Genomic DNA, 16817 nt, shown 5'->3' with positions numbered 1-16817 from the left:
TTCCATGTCGGAATTCCATTCTGGGGCTCAAGCTACCTACCGCCTTGGCAATGCAGTGGCCTTGAGCAAGAGGAGGTGAGCAGCGGGCGTGCCGGCATGGGATGCATACGGACTAAATGACCAGCCGTGCCTGCGGGACGTGATTTTGATCCAACTAGGAGAGTTGACCATCAGTGGTTCAGGATTGGAAGATTTCTGTACGGAATGAATTCAGGCTAAAAAAAGTAGCTTTACTGAAAAGAAGTATAAGAAAGAAATCTTACTTCACATGATACTTCAAATTCGATTTCATCACCACATCAATCGGCAGATAATTACTTTCCGGTAAATCTTTCTTCAGCAGAATACTTTGGGATAAAAGCTTGATTCCTTCGTAAGCCTGCATTTTGGGTTGCTGACTGATCAGAAAGTGAATCGTACCATTTTCCAGGTAATGGATCGTTTCTGGAATAACGTCGTAGCCGATGAGTCGGTAACCTGTAAATGCTTTTTGTTCAAGCACCTGAGCCACGTGTTGAACACCGTTGATCGTAAATATACCGTTCAGGTTTGGCGTCTGCCGGATTACGTCAGCCAATTGCTGGGCGATTTCCTCCGATATACCGCGGCGGGATTCGAACTTAACGATTTCGGTTTGTGGGGAAGTTTCCCGAAAAAAAGCCAGGAAGCCCTCTTCCCGTTTGGTGAACTGCAGGTGGTTGTCGTGTTCCTGTACGATATTGGCTAACAGAATCGTACCGTCGGGAGGGATGCAATAGGAAAGCAGTTCGGCCGCCAGATAGCCACTATCGTAAGCGTTTTGTCCGATGTAGCGGACCCCTTTCTCATCCGGCAAATTCGTATCAAACAACAGGCAGGGTATCTGACCCTTCTGACAGTGCCGGAGCAAACGAATCGCTTCTTCGTAAAATACCGGTACCATGAAGACGCCGTCAACCGTATCGGTCATGATTTCGTTAACCCGCTCCCGAAAGGAATCTTCGCTATTCTGATCGAAAAAAACACCTTGGTCGTGACTTCCAGTTGCCGGATTTCTTTTTCCGCCTGTTCAACGCCTAGGATGTGATCATGCCAGAAAGGAATTTCTTTGGTAGCCTGCGGAAGCAGTACCGCCACCACGTATTCTTTCGTAGATTTCAGGCGACTGGCCAACAGGTTAGGCTGGTAGTTCAGCTCTTCAATGGCCTTGAGAATACGTTCCCGCGTTTCCTGGGATACGCCACCGCGATTGTGTAGTACGCGATCAACAGGGCCAATAGAAACATTGGCGTGCCGGGCGATATCCTTGATTCCGATCTGTTTATCCTTGTGTTTGATACGCTGAAGATTTTTATCAAAGTTAATACATTCTGGCTTAGGATGATGGGAAGCTTTCAGGTTTAATCCATTAATTTCGAGGTTTGTGAATACGGATACCAGATGCAGACCAAGGCGTTTTAGAATCATGAAATATTTCTTGTACGAGACTCGATCCGCTTCATTCGAATAAAACTACCAGCTTCAATCGAAGCTTTACAAAAGGCCAGCCCTAGGGTATACCCTAGATTTTTTCCAATAAAGGGTTTTCCCTAATCGACGTATATCTAATTAATCCTATTTTTGCTGAACAAATTTCTATTGATGGGAGGCTCAGTGACAACAACGCTTGCTATCAATAGTACCCTGAAAAACTTAACCTAATAAACAATTATTTCATAATGGCCCATGCCCTTAACACTGCCTCCGTCCCGGGAGTTTTCGCCTGTACCTCAACCCAAGGCCACTAAAGCAATGATACGGGTGTTAATTGCGGATGATCACAACGTATTTGTTGAGGGAATTGAATCTTTGATTTCGGGTTCCGCCAACATTCAGGTTACGGAACGGTGCTACACCAGTGCTTCAGTGCTGGAGCGACTCGAAACGACCGCCGTGGATGTGGTTTTACTAGACATTTCTTTTCCCCAAATCGAAGACGGACTGAGTCTATGCGAAGCCATTACGCGACAGTATCCAGCGTGTCAGGTGATTGCACTGACGATGCACGATGATGCCAGCCTGATCAAGCGAGTAGTCAAGAAAGGAGCCCGGGGATACCTCTTAAAAAACACAACCAAGTTGGAATTGCTCGAAGCGATTGAACGCGTGTACCAGGGAAAGCAATACTTTAACGATACCATTACCCAGATTTTACTGACCAACGGCAAGACCCGAAAAGCCGGCAGTGCACGCCTGAACCTGACCCCCCGCGAGTCGGAAGTACTGGCTCTCATTGCTCAGGGACTGACGACTCAACAAATGGCTACCCAGCTGTTTGTCAGCGTTAAAGCGGTTGAGTTTCACCGAAGTAGCTTATTGCTTAAGTTTGAGGTGCCCAATACGGCGTTGCTGATTAAAACGGCGATGGAAATGCAGTATATTGATTGATATACGAAAAATAGAAGTGTTGAAGCCGCTTTATTAACGCAAATGAAATCGTTTCGGGTAACGTTCTTACTGGCTTGGGTCACTTTACTAGGCCCTGTAGCGAAGGTCTGGGCACTGGCCGAAACACCCGTGATCGACAGTTTGAACCAGCGGGTTCGGGCACTGGTGGAGCGGCAACACTGGAAAGCTGCTGCTCAGGTTAGTGAACGCATTGGGAGCTTGTACCACCAACAGTACGGTTACAATCAGTATACCATCGAAGCGTATTTTAACAGCCTGAAGTACTACCACCGGGTAGGAGATTCTGTAGGATATTACAATGTACATATTTTGATCGGTGATTACTATACGCATGATTATTTCATGCAAAATCACGCGGAACAGTACCTGAAACGAGCCCTGCGTTTTTTGAGCGAACGAAGAACACCACCAAAATTATTGAGTGTCACCTGGATTTGGCCAATATCATCCAGAATAAGGAACCGATTCCGAAAACACTATTTACCGAGTTACGCCGGACGGAACGGCTGAGTGAGCAAACCAAACAAGCCTATTTTCAAGCCTATGCCCTGAACTTACTGGCTACAACGTATTCCCGGACCAAACAACCTGACTCGGCCCGGTACTTTGCAACCCGCAGCCTGAAGATGGCCCGGGAGCAGAACATTAGCTGGCTGATTGCCCTGAACCTTTTTTACCTGGGCATTACCGAACAGTTTAAAGATCGACCGAAGGCGGCTATTCAGTATTATCAGAAAAGTTATCGCATTGCTGATTCCGTAAATAATGTTTCCATGTTGCGGGAGCTGACGCGACACGCCGCGGAAAGTTATGCTCATCAGGATAAGTATCAGGAGGCGTACAAATCATTATTGCAATCACTGGCCTACACCCAGGAGTTCTATTATTCGGAGCAGACGAAAAGCATTCGCTTGCAGGAGCTGGATAGTCAGATTAAGACGCTAGCGGTGGAAAAGGCATTAGTCAAGGAGCAAAGTCAGCATCAGCGTACGATCAATTCCATGCTGGTGATCGGACTTTTTATCAGTATCGTGGGCGTGGGGACACTAATTTATATGCGACGTCAGCAAAAACTCATTACCCAACAACAGGCCGTGATTGCCCAGCAGCAAATTCGGGAGCTGGAACTGAAATCACTACGAGCCATGATGGAAGGGCAGGAGGGCGAACGGAGCCGCATTGCCCGCGATCTGCACGACGGACTGGGAATTCAGCTTTCGCGGATCAAGCTGTTTGTGGAGGCTCATCAGGAAGCCTTGCCCGCGTCAGTACGGGAGCCGCTGAACCAGTTTCTGGATGAAGCGTGTACAGAAACGCGATTGATTTCCAATGATTTACGCCCCTATGCGTTGTCAACCTTCGGATTGATTCCGGCATTGGAAGATTTAACGCAAAAGCTGAATCTGGTCAATCAAACGAATGTGATTTTTGAGCATTACGGTGAAACACCCGTCTTAAGCGACGAAGCTTCGGTAATGCTGTACCGGGTGATTCAGGAGTTAATGAACAACGCCCTAAAACACGCCGATGCAAATACCATTACCCTACAGATGATGATCAGTGAAGCGACGGCATTGATTAGTGTAGACGACGACGGATGCGGTTTTGCGGAACCCTCCCGAACGGGCAACGGCATCACCAATATTCAGTCACGTATAGATTACCTCGGTGGGCAGGTGATGTGGCAGAGCGAAGCGGGCAAAGGGACGTCAGTTATGATTTCGCTGCCGCTTAAATCAAGTGCAACTTAGGTTGTAATTGTATGTCCAGACTAGGTTTGGTCCCTAGGCATTAACCAATGCTTTGTGAAAGCTTGTTCTTTTAAGACTTGCGTTATTCACCTAGACTGGGTTTGGTCCTGTTAACACGCTGTTCGTTAGCCTGTCAGCATCTCCACGCCTAACGACAGCCTACGCTGGGCCACTGCGTTGCGGCTGTCGTAGGTCGTTCCGCTGCTCACAGGCGGGAGGGGTTTTCATCTTCTGACAGAAGTCATTAGTTTATGATTGTTAGTTAGTAGTTGTAAATCGTTAAAAGTCAGTTGAATAACTTCATGGACGGCTTAAAATTGGGCCCCGCAATGCATACGGACTAAATGACTAGCCCTCTTAGCGGGATGAAAAACGCACGTAAAAGAAAAATATCTATCTCAAAAAAACATATGCACCCATTTCTACCCCTCTAACCCCGTTTTCCATGTCTACCTACTCCTGCGTTAGCTAACTGATTTCCGGGCTTTTGTGCGTGTATTCGGGTGTTCCGAAACACTTCTCGTACCTGTCCTCTACGGGTATGCTGGACGCATACGCTCTAAACTCTCTACTACAGTCGCTTTCCTAATTCAATTTCTCATGATCAAACAAGTATTGTTTCTATTTCTCTGGATAGGGGCTTGCCTGAGTGCCTTCGCTCAGCAGCGAACCATCCGCGGCGTCGTTTCGGATGTTCAGGGTACCACGCTGCCCGGAGCTTCCGTCTACGTCAAGGGCCTCCAATTGGGTACGACCACCGATGTGAATGGCCGCTTCACGATCAATGTACCCGCAGATGCCAAGGCGTTAACGATTTCGTACGTTGGCATGCAAAACCAGGAGGTGGAACTGGGCACGAAAACCGACCTCAGCATCACCCTCCAGTCCAACGACCGAAATTTTGATGAAGTCGTTGTCATCGGTTATGGAACGGCCAAACGCTCGGACGTTACCTCTTCCATCACGACCATTAAAGCTACGGAGTTGAAAGACATTCCAGCGGCGGGTGTCGATCAGCTCCTGCAGGGAAAAGCGGCTGGGGTTACGGTAACTAGCAACGGCGGCCAGCCCGGTGGCGGCGTATCGGTGAAGGTACGTGGCGTCACGTCCATCAACAGTAATGATCCCCTATTCGTGATCGACGGCGTTCCCTTCGTAAATGGGAACACTTCTGCCAGTTCTGGTTATGCCGGGCTGGGGGGTGGTGACGGTCAGACGGGTAACAGCGTCATGGCCATGCTGAACCCCAACGATATTGAATCGATTGACGTACTGAAAGATGCCTCCGCTCAGGCTATTTACGGTTCCCAGGCGGCTAACGGCGTTATTCTGGTAACCACGAAAAAAGGAAAGTCAGGCGAAGGAAAAATCAATTACGAAATGTACACCGGCGTGTCGGAAGTGGCCAAACGACTGGATCTGATGGATCTGCGGGATTTTGCCCGGTATCAGAATGAGGTACTGCCCATCATTGGCAATCCCGTATCTGATGAGTTCCGCGATCCTTCCATTCTCGGCAAAGGTACGGATTGGCAGGAAGCCATGTTTCAGCGGGGGAAAATTCAGAACCATCAGCTGAGCTTCTCGGGCGGTCGCGAAAAAACGACGTACTATTTTTCGCTAAACTATTTCGACAACAAAGGCATCCTGCTGGGTTCGGACTTCAAGCGATATTCCACCCGTTTCAGTCTGGATAATCAGTTAAAAAGCTGGGCTAAAGTCGGCTTAAGTGCCAACGTTTCGCGGAGTATTCAGAACGTTTCACTGGCCGATGCCGCCGAAGGTACCATCTGGTGGGGAGCTTCGACCAGCCCGCTGATTCCGGTGAAAAACCTGGACGGTAGCTGGGGTGGTGGTCAAACCATTGGCGGGGTGCAGTACAACAACGCCAACCTGGTCGGAAACAGCCAGTTCCGGGGCAATACCAAAACGACCAACACGGTTTTCGGTAGCCTATACGCGGAGATCCAGTTGATGAAGGATTTGAGTTTACGCAATGAAGTATCCTACTCGCTTGGTCAGGATAACAACGTGGCCTTTCAAAAAGCGGGGAACGTGGGCGGCACGTCCTTCCGCAGCAAACTCATCGATTCGCGTTCGGACAGCTATTACTACTCCCTTACCAACTACCTGAATTACAACAAGTACATTGGTAAACACGGTATTCAGCTGACCGTTGGGCATCAGGCTCAGTCGTCGTATTACCAGGCGATTTCAGGTTCAAAAGTGGATTTACAGGCCGATATTTTTGACTTGAACACGGGTAGCTCCGACCAGACAACCTGGGGTTTAGGCGGCGGTAAGGGACACTGGGCGATGGAATCGTACTTTGCCCGGGCGAATTATACCTACGGTGACCGGTACTCCATCTCGGCCAGTTTCCGGGCGGACGGTTCCTCTAACTTCGGTCCGAACAATCGCTGGGGGAATTTCCCGGGCGTATCGGCGGGCTGGACCATCTCGAACGAATCCTTCGCCAAAGGAGCCATGGCTAAAGTCGTCAATCACCTGAAACTGCGGGTCGGTTACGGAGCCGTGGGTAATCAGAACTTCCCCGGTGGAGCTCCGAACCCCGCCTACGTGGGAGCGGTGCAGTTTTTCTCCGGACCCGTGGGCTTTGGTACGTCCAACATGATCAACGGAATTCCAAACCCGAACCTGAAGTGGGAATCGGTGAAAACGACCAACGTGGGTCTGGATATTGGCTTTTTGAACGGCCGAATTGATGCAACCATCGATGCCTATAAAAAGGTAACGTCCGATATGATTATCTTCCTGACGGGCCCGAACCTGATTGGTGTAGGGGATCAGTGGGATGACCTGAAAGCTCCGCTGGGTAATGCCGGACAAATGACGAATACGGGCGTGGATCTGGGCATTACCTCAACCAACATCCGCAACGACAATTTTACCTGGAAAACCAACGCCGTACTGACGCAGTTTACCAACACTTACGACAAGGCCGCCAGTGCCGCTTCGGCCCTCGACGGAAAGGTATACTATAACAACTACCTCGTGACGCATACCACGCCCGGACGCCCTGTGGGTTCCTTCTGGGGTTTGGTAACGGATGGACTGTTCCGTAACCAGTCTGATCTGGATAACAGCCTGCCGCAGTTTGGCTACAAGGTGAACCAGAACGAAACCTGGCTGGGTGACATTCGCTTTAAGGATATCAACGGCGACAAGAAAATCGACGCGGGCGATATGACTTTCATTGGTAGTCCGCTGCCCAAGTTCACCTGGGGTTTGACTAACTCATTCACGTACAAGGGAATCGATCTGTCGATTTTCCTGCAGGGAAGTCAGGGAGCAAAAGCCTTCAACTTCCTTCGCTGGCAACTGGAAGGTTTGAACAGTGCCTGGTCGAATCAGATGCGTACGGTGAATGATCGCTACACGGAAAGCAACCCGAACGGTTCTCTACCTCGCTTCACGGTGACGAACAAAAACAACATCGCCATGTCGGATCGCTACGTGGAAGATGCTTCATACGCCCGGATTCAGAACATTACGCTGGGGTATCGGTTGCCGACCGCTTTCCTGAGTAAAATCAAAGTAAGCAACCTGCGGATTTACGGTTCGGTGCAAAACCTGAAAACCTTTACCCGCTATTCTGGCTACGATCCGGAAATCGGAGCCTTTAATAATAGCATCAAGCTCATGAATGTGGATATGGGCCATTATCCCAACCCCCGGACCTTTACCCTGGGAGCGAACCTGCAATTCTAAGCCAATCCTTACCTGTTCAAGCAATGAAGCGTACCTTTCTATACTGCGGTTTAGCGGCCTCGCTGCTGACGGCCTGCAACAAAGAATTCATCGATCGTCCTTCTTTATCGGGAACGACGACGGGCAATTACTACAACAACGCCGAAGAAGTACGGGGAGCCACGAGTACCCTCTACAGCGGTCTGCCCTGGCGGAACTACGAAAGCCGGGCTCAGGATGCCATTGGCGACGTCATGAGCGGTAACATGTTCACGTACACCGACGTGGAATACCTCAACTTCACCCTGTCTTCGGCGTCCGAACGCATTGGAGCGGCCTGGGGAGCGTTTTACAAAATCATCGGTTACTCGAATGTGATGATCAAAACGTTCGAGGAGAAAAAAGCCGCCGGTGGTGGAGCCGCCTACCTCGATCCGGCCATTGCCGAGTGCCATTTCATTCGTGGAACGGTGTATTTCTACATTGCCCGTACCTGGGGACATGCCCCCATCATTACTGATCCGGGAGAAACGGCTCTGTCGGGAAACTTCAACATTCCCCGTTACCTGCAATCCGACGTACTCCGCTTTGCTCTGGAGGAATTGAAGCTGGCCGAAGCCGGCTTGCCCGAGGCCGACGTACCGGGCCGCCTGACCAAGTATTCGGCCAAAGGCATGATGTCAAAACTGTACCTCTATCAGAAGGACTACGCCAATGCGAAAGCCAAGGCCGAGGAGGTGATGAATTCGGGTAAGTACAACCTGGTGAGCGATTATAACGGGATGTTCACCAAGAGCAGCATGAATAATAACGAGGAATGTCTGTTCAGTATCCAGCACCAGCTTTCGGGCGATCCCTGGGGTACGGGCAACCTGAAAAACCCTGACCGGGGAGCGGCGAACCTGCGTACCGCCGAAGCCGATGCCTGGGAAATGTACGTTCCTTCGCTGGATCTATTGAAAGAATACGAGTTTGGTGATTTACGCCGGAAATGGTCGGTGATGGAACACGGCTGGACGAATCCGAACTGGAAACCCCAACGCGTGAATGCTCCCAAGTACAACGCATTCATGGCGAACGGATTTAAGTACGACACCCTGGTATCGGCGGATGAAGGCGGTAACCTGAACGCCACCCGTTCGAATATCGCTAAATACTTCGCGGGTCCGGGCAAAAGCTTCGGTAGCGATGCCGTACTGGGTCAGAACTCCGGTAATAACGTAGTACTGCTTCGCTACGCCGACATTCTGCTCATTTACGCGGAAGCTACGCTGGCGGGAGCTGCCTCCACGACTGACGCGAAAGCTCTGGCGGCCTTAAATAAAGTACGCAGCCGGGCGGGACTGTCACCCCGAACGTCGTTTACCATTGACGATATTTTGCACGAACGCCGTGTCGAATTTGCCTTCGAAGGCGATTACTGGTACGACATCCAGCGGCAGGGCTTTGCCAAGGCCAAAGCCATGATTCAGAAGCAGAACCGGGGTACGGCCACGGGAGCCAATTACATCACCACGTTTACGGAGGATAAAATGTACCTGCCCATTCCGGCGGGCGAGATTATCCAGGACCCCGAGTTGGCCAAAGATCCCGTACCCTATTACAAATAATCTGGAAGGAACCTAAGCGATGAACATACCTACTTTTTTTACCCGGGCGACTTTGCCCCTACTGATGTTGGGAGCGGGCTTCGTACTGAATGCCTGCACCGAAGATACCGATGGAAGACCGCAGATCAAACCCGGTAACCCCGTAGCTTCCGCCATTACCCCTGACTCCGCCTCGGGCGGTTCAGTAGTGACGCTGAAAGGAACCGGACTGGGTGATATGCGGGCCATTGTATTCGAAAAGCAAAGTGTAGCGGCGGGCTTTCAACCGACGCTGAATACAGAAAACGCTTTGATTTTCCGCGTACCCGATGAAGCTGCGGGTGGAGTACAGAACATTACGTTTACAAACAGCGAAGGCCGAACCGTATCCGTACCCTTCCGCGTGCTGGCGTACCCGACGATTACGGACGTTTCCAATTATAATTTCACCAAAGGATCGACGGTAACGCTGACGGGGAATAACCTCGAAGACGTCACGGCAGTGAAACTTTCGGGTACCTCGACCGTAGCTAAAATCGTATCCAAAGAGAAGAAGAAACTCGTGCTCGAAATGCCCACGACGACCGTGGGCCGGGCCACACTGGATATTACCAATACCACGGGAATGATGAAGACCACTCAGGAATTCGTCAACGTGGAGCAGGCGTATCCCATTTTCCTGGATGCGTACGCGACGGGGGTAACCGATGCCTCCTGGGGGGATGCAGCAGCGATCAGTACGAAAGAATTCAAGTCGGGAACGGCCTCGGTGGGTAAAAACTTCCAGAAGGGCAACTGGCACCTGATCGGGTTTTCGATGCCGGGACTGGCGTACTCGTCTGCGTACACCTACGTTTCGGGTTGGATCAAGGGAGCTTCCGCCGACTACACGCTGTACCTGACGACGGATGCCGCCTCCGTAGGTTTTGGGGAATACATCGAGAAAAACAAGATCGACGTGAAAGCCAACACCTGGACGTACTTCAAAATCAAACTATCGGATATGGACTTCTGGTCGGCGGGTAAAACGCTCAAGCAGATTGGCTTCCGGATCAAAGGCCCCGATAAGCAGGACGAGACGTTCTATTTCGATGATCTGATTCTGGTTAAGTAAGGTTTCTTCCCATTTGCCCTCCTGCTGCTTTTCCTGAAAAGTGAGCATGAGGGTTTATTTTGTAACGTATGCACGTATTCAATCGTATTGGTCTGGCCGGCATGCTTTGGCTTGGATTAAGCAGTTCTCTATTTAGTCAAACCCCCGTGCAAAAGCACGGAGCCCTTCGGGTGGTAGGTAATCAGATTGTCGATAAAAATGGCCAGCCGCCCCAATTGCGGGGAATTAGTTTTTCCTGGAGTGTCTGGGGGGGAAGGAAGTACTACACGACGGACGTCGTAGATCATTTATGTAAGGATTTTCAAACCACCCTGTTGCGGGCTTCCATGGCGGTACAACCCGATTCGGGCTATTTGCAACAGCCGGAAGCACAAATGGCCCTGATTACCCGCGTCGTGGATCAGGCGATCAAAAATGGGGTGTATATATTGATTGACTGGCACGACCATAACGCCGAACAGCATGTGCAGGAATCCAAGGCTTTCTTTCGGGCGATGGCTCAGCGGTACGCGGGGAATCCACAGGTGATCTATGAAATCTGGAATGAACCGGAGCGACAGACCTGGCCAGTAATCAAGGCCTACTCGGAGGAAGTGATTCGGGAAATCCGTACCTACGATCCAAAGAACCTGATCATCGTAGGTAGCCCCCACTGGGATCAGGACGTGGATGTGGCCGCGGCTGACCCGATCAAAGGCCAAACGAATCTGGCGTATTCCTTCCACTTTTACGCCAGCGAACCGTACCACCAGGATGGCTTGCGGGCTAAGGCGGAAAAGGCGATGAAGCAGGGCCTTGCTCTAATGGTAACGGAGTGGGGCGTCGGCGAGGCTTCGGGTGATGGGAAGTTTGACCGTGAGCAAAACCGAATCTGGCTCAACTGGATGGAAAAGCACCGACTAAGCTGGGTAAACTGGAATATCACCGACAAGAAAGAAACCACGGCCATTCTGCAACCCGGTGCACCAGCGAATGGGAAATGGACCAAGGAACACCTGACACCAGCGGGAATGTACATTCGGGAGCAGTTGCATCAGTTACAGAAGAGTCGTTAAAGGTTATACCAATAGATAATTCCGTTCGCATATACGTAACTGGCAGGACTTCTCCTATGAAGGTAGGTTCCGGCCAGTTATGTAGGTTTATAGCCGTAGGCGTTCACCAGCCTCTGGTAAGTTTTCGCCAGAATCTCTGCTGCCAGCTTACATTTTCTTCCCGACGAAGCCAGCAATCCAAACCTTGCCTAATTAGTAATTCATAACCGGCTTCCGTCAGGCTATAGAGCTGGTTACCGTGTTTTTCCAGAAAACCTTCCTTCCAGAAAATGTTGAAAGCCCGTTTTCGCAACGAAGAATCCTGGGAGGTTTGCTTCGTATACGTTTTAACCCGGAGTTCTTCGATGATCGCTTGCATTTCATGGAGGAGGGCAGGAGTCATGGATCAGGAAGAGGGCCGTAGCCGAATGAATGAAAGATTGAAAACCGGTGATCCACAAAAGTATAACCTTTACGTAAGAATCCGAAGCCCGACGGCAGGCTGGCTGACGAGTATCAAAAATCAAGAAAAGTGAGGAAATGCAGGAAAAATCAAAAAAAAATTGCAGACGCTAATGAAAGAGTTGCCAATGAGTAATGCGAAACGCAGCTCTGTTTCAAATATGGGATTTTTAGTAGATGTAATTTTAACTATTCGCTTTTTATTGGAATTTAGTACTCACTCCAAACATGTTTTAAGTAGAATTGGCCTGCAAGCAAACCGGCTATTTTTATTGTAGTTAACTATTCACTTTTTTAACAACATTTCATAAATACTTATCATATCAAAAGAATATTTTAAAAAATCGTTTTAACTGATTAATAATATTTCTAAAAAAATGGTTTACATAGTTGCCTGATAAAAAAAATCCTATTTCTTTGAAATGAATTAACCGATAGTTAGTGCCCGCCAAAGAATGCTGAACGTAGAATAATTTAAGTTTTACCCAAATTTCAACTGTTTTAGTATTAGCATACCTGTCTAATTTTGCCAATCCAGGGTTTGTTAACAGATAAAGGGTAAAATCAGCAAAGCTGCATGATTAGCAATTTATCCTGTCGGTCTTATTTCCTGAAAGCTTCTGTTCCCGCCAAAATGCAACTTTCAGATTACTTGTCCCCAAAACATAAGCCTGACTCTTCGGATTATAGCGGACCACTCCGTTTGCCGTAATTCTTCCATTGCCTGAGTCTTGCATCAAGAAAACAAAAACATATACGAAAGTGCCCTCTGTTCCTATATGTTGACTTTTTCGTTGGATTTTATCGTTTCCAAGGTATGTATCTGACCTAATCCCCCGGTCTGTACTGCTTTGCAAAAGATATTCCAAACGAATCAATGATGCTGTGTATATACAAGCACTCATTCTCTCGTAAAATCATATCCCAACGGTAGATTGGTTTAGCCTAAGCTAGCTGATTTAGCCAGTTCTGTGCCGTCACTCCAGAGCCGGTTTACCCCAGTGTGCCCTTACGTACCCTTCCGCCTCGGGTGCTTCCGGTAATCTCATTTCAACTCGTTGTTTTCCAAGCAGCTGCCGCTACGGTTGTGTATGTTCAAAAGTAGCCTTTTCATGTACTCTGACGAGTAGATGACGCGAGGCTCATGTACACCGTGTGCGATCAGATGTTTTACTCGCAACCCCTACAAAAATGAGTAACTATTACTTAGAAGATAATTCGCTGGTAATTGAACCGGATCAGTCCAACCTGAAGGCGAACCTAACGAAGTACCTCCGGAACTGGCCCTGGTTTATCCTGTCGGTCATGCTGGCTTTGGTAGTAGCTTACATTTATTTACTTTATCAGCAACCCGTGTACCGGGCCAAGGCCAGTATGCTCGTAAAAGATGAGCAGAAAGGGGCAACTTCCAGTGAATTGATGAAAGAGTTTGACATTTTCGGACAGCAAAAGCTGGTCGATAATGAGATAGAAATATTGAAATCGTACATGCTAATGGATAAAGTCGTAGGTGATTTACGTCTCGATGTACGCTATTTTTTGGATTCGAACTTTGGCAAACGTGAAATATACGGAAACGAGCCTGTACAGGTAATAGTTGAACAGGCTTATCCCGAATTATACCATAAAGTATTGATTCTCAACTTTCCGGATGCTGACCATGTCCGGATTGATGAGGTAAATTATCCCGTAAACAAGAGTGTCTGGACGCCCTATGGCCGTTTACGCATCAACAGTGCCGCACCCCTGACCACGGGTACGGCTCCGCTGCTGGTACAGGTAGTACACCGCGATGAAATGGTAGAAGCTTACCTGGGCAGCCTGTCCGTGGAGACGAAAAGCAAGCAATCTACCGTGATTGAATTAACCCTGGACGATGCCGTACCAGCGAAGGCCAAGGCGATTCTCAACAGCATGATGGAGCACTACAATGCCGCCGCCATTGAAGATAAAAACAAAACGGCTGCCAATACCCTGCGATTCCTGGACGAACGCCTGCAACTGGTTTCGGGCGAGCTTCAAACGGTGGAAAAAGACGTAGAGGTGTACAAAACCCGCAACAGCATTACAGACCTCAGTACCGAAGCAGAAAATTTCCTGCAACGCGTAGGAAGCAACGACGCCCAGCTGAATCAGGTTAATATCCAGCTCGGTACCGTCAAGGATATTGAACGGTATATTAACTCCCGTTCACAGGATCGTGAAGTGGCTCCGTCCACTCTGGGTTTAAGTGATCCGGTACTATTGGCCCTGATCTCGCAGGTAAGCGACATGGAATTTAAACGCGAAAGCCTGTTACAAACTTCTTCGCCTCTGAACCCCAATCTGCAAATCCTTGAAAGTCAGATTCGAAATACCAAGGCCAACATTCGCGACAACGTACAAACGGCCAAGACCATGCTCGAAACCTCCCGGCAGCAATTGCTGGTAGCCAATCGGAAAATGGAACGGGTGATTCGGAGTATTCCCAAGAAAGAACGCCTTTTACTGGACATTTCCCGGCAACAAGCCATTAAAAATAACCTCTATTCCTTTTTATTACAGAAGCGGGAAGAAACGGCAGTTTCGTATGCCTCTACCATCGCCGATAGCCGGATTGTGGATACGGCCCGTAGTGGCAAGTTTCCCATCAAACCCGTGGGCAGAACCATTTACCTGCTTTTCGCAGTCGTAGGCTTGCTGATTCCCATGGGCGTAATCACGGCGAAAGATTCGCTCAACAATCGGGTTACGCGTCGGCTGGACATCGAAACGATTACGCAGGCTCCCATTTTGGGAGAAGTGATGAAGAGCAAGGAGGCTGACAAACTGGTCATGGGCGATCGTTCGGTGATTGCTGAGCAAATCCGCACGATCCGCACGAACCTTCAGTTTGTAAAACCTAATACGGAAAGTCAGGTACTGCTCTTTACTTCAAGCATTGGGGGAGAAGGGAAAACATTCCTTTCACTCAATTTAGGGGCTAGCCTCGCCCTGGTCGATTGCCCAACGGTTATTCTGGAAATGGACCTTCGGAAGCCCCAATTGCGTAAAACCCTGGGGATGAGTAGTAAAGTGGGAATCAGCAATTACCTGATTGGCGATGCCACGCTGGACGAAGCCCTTCACCCGATTCCTGGCTACGACAACTACTATATCATGCCGAGTGGTCCGGTACCACCCAATCCCTCCGAATTACTCAGCCGGAAACGTCTGGAGCAACTGTTCTCTGAACTGCGGCAACGCTTTACGCACGTACTGGTTGACTCACCGCCGATTGGGCTGGTTTCGGATGCCCAACTGATTGCTCCTTTTGCCGATTCGACGCTCTACATGGTTCGCCACGATGTGACGCCTAAGAATTACCTGAAGATGGTGGACACGCTGTACAAAGAACAACGGTTTCATAACCTCAACATTATTTTGAATGGCGTAGGGCAGAGCAAGAACGATTCCTACTATTATAATTACAGCTACGGTTATTACGGCGAAGATCCCGAAAAGGCCTAACAGCTGAGAGCGTATCAATCCTACCGTGAGTACGAACCACCGCTACGGCAGTATTCATGAAAATTTTAATGCAAACAGGTAAAATAAATGGTTGGGTGAATCAAGTATACCGTTGAATCGAAAGACCAGACGGTATACTTAACCGGTACCACGGGCATTGTTAGAACGTGGTTGACAAGGCGAAAAACAGAGATGCATTTTAAACGTATATTATTGAACGTTATTTTTTCGCAGAGCCCTCTCGAAGGATAACGAATGAAAGGTGGGGAAGCCCTGACCGGTAACCTACGTGTACTGACTTACCGCCAGAAGTTAGTCAATTAACGTGTGCAAAACTTGCTTTATGATTAGCCCTATCCCACGTCGGGACAGGTGGTGATGTTATTGAAGTCATATCATCCGAATGTTAATCGAAACAGGATAACCACACCATGGAAATTACGGAAGATGTTTTGCGAATCACCTATTCACAAACCACGGAACCATCCAAGAAAGTAAGAAAACCCATCGCTGGTAAGCGAGTTTTTGATGTATGTATGGCCAGTTTAGTCACCGTACTGGTGCTATTCTGGATGATCCCCCTGATCGGCGTTTTGATCAAGCTAAGTTCACCTGGACCCATATTCTACGTACAGTGGCGTACGGGGCGGCGGGGAAAACCCTTTCGCTGCTTCAAGTTTCGTACGATGAAATACGTAAAGGATTCCAGTTTTAAGCAGGCGACTCGGAATGATCCCCGTATTACGCCCATTGGACAGTTTCTCCGGAAAACAAATCTGGACGAAATGCCTCAGTTTCTGAATGTCATACTGGGCGATATGAGTATTGTGGGACCCCGGCCGCATGCCCTCGAACACGACGCGGAGTACTGGACGATTGTACCCAATTTCAGTCATCGATACCTGGTAAGGCCGGGTATTACGGGGCTGGCTCAGACCCGGGGCCTACGTGGAGAAGTAGGATTGCGGGAAATGAAAAATCGCCTGAGAATGGATCAGTGGTACATCAGGAAACGCTCTACCGTTCTGGACGTCAAGATTTGCTGGTGGACCGTCGAAAAAATGATCAAGGGAGATAAAAAAGCGTGGTAATACGTCCTGCTGCTCGATGATTACGCAGGTTTGGAATCGTTGAAACCTGAAACTTGTAGCTGGTACACCCACCAGCAGAAACCCACTCAACATTGTCTACAATTTAAACCTTCTGAATGAAAACGGCATTAATTACGGGCGTAAACGGC

Annotated in this window: 12 protein-coding genes; 9 read left to right on the top strand and 3 right to left on the bottom strand. The window is 49.0% G+C overall.

Annotated elements, in window-relative coordinates; all coding sequences use genetic code 11:
- Nucleotides 1-259 precede the first annotated feature (259 nt).
- Together BWI93_RS20425 and BWI93_RS20420 are read right to left on the bottom strand one after the other, a co-directional pair.
- On the bottom strand, nt 260-949 hold the full coding sequence (locus BWI93_RS20425; protein WP_094814726.1) for a substrate-binding domain-containing protein: 690 nt from the start codon (nt 947-949) through the stop codon (nt 260-262).
- On the bottom strand, nt 946-1446 hold the full coding sequence (locus tag BWI93_RS20420) for a LacI family DNA-binding transcriptional regulator (RefSeq protein ID WP_094814724.1): 501 nt from the start codon (nt 1444-1446) through the stop codon (nt 946-948). The genes BWI93_RS20425 and BWI93_RS20420 overlap by 4 nt, the downstream gene beginning before the upstream one ends.
- A gap of 324 nt (nt 1447-1770) precedes the next feature.
- On the opposite strand from BWI93_RS20420, the gene BWI93_RS20415 reads away from it, so the two are divergent.
- The 7 genes from BWI93_RS20415 to BWI93_RS20390 all read left to right on the top strand — a co-directional run bounded on the left by BWI93_RS20415 (nt 1771) and on the right by BWI93_RS20390 (nt 11647).
- Entirely contained in the window at nt 1771-2406 is a 636-nt protein-coding gene (locus tag BWI93_RS20415; protein ID WP_094814722.1) for a response regulator transcription factor, read from the top strand.
- Between the two features lie 42 nt (nt 2407-2448).
- Nucleotides 2449-2937: a hypothetical protein gene (locus BWI93_RS29025; protein ID WP_255157972.1), complete on the top strand. Its 489-nt coding sequence runs from the start codon at nt 2449-2451 to the stop codon at nt 2935-2937.
- Nucleotides 2862-4178, top strand: a complete 1317-nt coding sequence (locus BWI93_RS20410) for a sensor histidine kinase (RefSeq protein ID WP_255157971.1) — start codon at nt 2862-2864, stop codon at nt 4176-4178. The genes BWI93_RS29025 and BWI93_RS20410 overlap by 76 nt, the downstream gene beginning before the upstream one ends.
- 600 nt (nt 4179-4778) lie before the next feature.
- Nucleotides 4779-7910, top strand: a complete 3132-nt coding sequence (locus tag BWI93_RS20405) for a TonB-dependent receptor (protein ID WP_094814720.1) — start codon at nt 4779-4781, stop codon at nt 7908-7910.
- A 23-nt stretch (nt 7911-7933) separates the two neighbouring features.
- Nucleotides 7934-9499 carry a RagB/SusD family nutrient uptake outer membrane protein gene (locus BWI93_RS20400; protein ID WP_094814718.1) on the top strand — a complete coding sequence of 522 codons (1566 nt, stop codon included), beginning with the start codon at nt 7934-7936 and terminating at the stop codon, nt 9497-9499.
- 19 nt (nt 9500-9518) lie between these two features.
- A complete protein-coding gene (locus tag BWI93_RS20395) occupies nt 9519-10592 on the top strand; it encodes an IPT/TIG domain-containing protein (RefSeq protein ID WP_094814716.1) in 1074 nt (357 codons plus the stop codon).
- A 68-nt stretch (nt 10593-10660) separates the two neighbouring features.
- Nucleotides 10661-11647: a glycoside hydrolase family 5 protein gene (locus BWI93_RS20390; RefSeq protein WP_233207955.1), complete on the top strand. Its 987-nt coding sequence runs from the start codon at nt 10661-10663 to the stop codon at nt 11645-11647.
- Between the two features lie 103 nt (nt 11648-11750).
- Here the strand turns inward: BWI93_RS20390 and BWI93_RS20385 are convergent, their stop codons facing one another.
- On the bottom strand, nt 11751-12029 hold the full coding sequence (locus BWI93_RS20385; protein WP_141217544.1) for a hypothetical protein: 279 nt from the start codon (nt 12027-12029) through the stop codon (nt 11751-11753).
- Between the two features lie 1250 nt (nt 12030-13279).
- On the opposite strand from BWI93_RS20385, the gene BWI93_RS20375 reads away from it, so the two are divergent.
- Both BWI93_RS20375 and BWI93_RS20370 read left to right on the top strand, forming a co-directional pair.
- Complete coding sequence (locus tag BWI93_RS20375; protein WP_094814710.1) at nt 13280-15577, top strand: tyrosine-protein kinase; 2298 nt, start codon at nt 13280-13282, stop codon at nt 15575-15577.
- A 431-nt stretch (nt 15578-16008) separates the two neighbouring features.
- Nucleotides 16009-16668 carry a sugar transferase gene (locus BWI93_RS20370; protein WP_094814708.1) on the top strand — a complete coding sequence of 220 codons (660 nt, stop codon included), beginning with the start codon at nt 16009-16011 and terminating at the stop codon, nt 16666-16668.
- Nucleotides 16669-16817: the final 149 nt, after the last annotated feature.

The sequence above is a fragment of the Siphonobacter sp. BAB-5385 genome (assembly GCF_002261125.1).
GTDB lineage: Bacteria > Bacteroidota > Bacteroidia > Cytophagales > Spirosomataceae > Siphonobacter.
The sequence above is the reverse complement of the archived record's forward strand: the minus strand, read 5'-3'. Positions and strand labels throughout refer to the sequence as shown.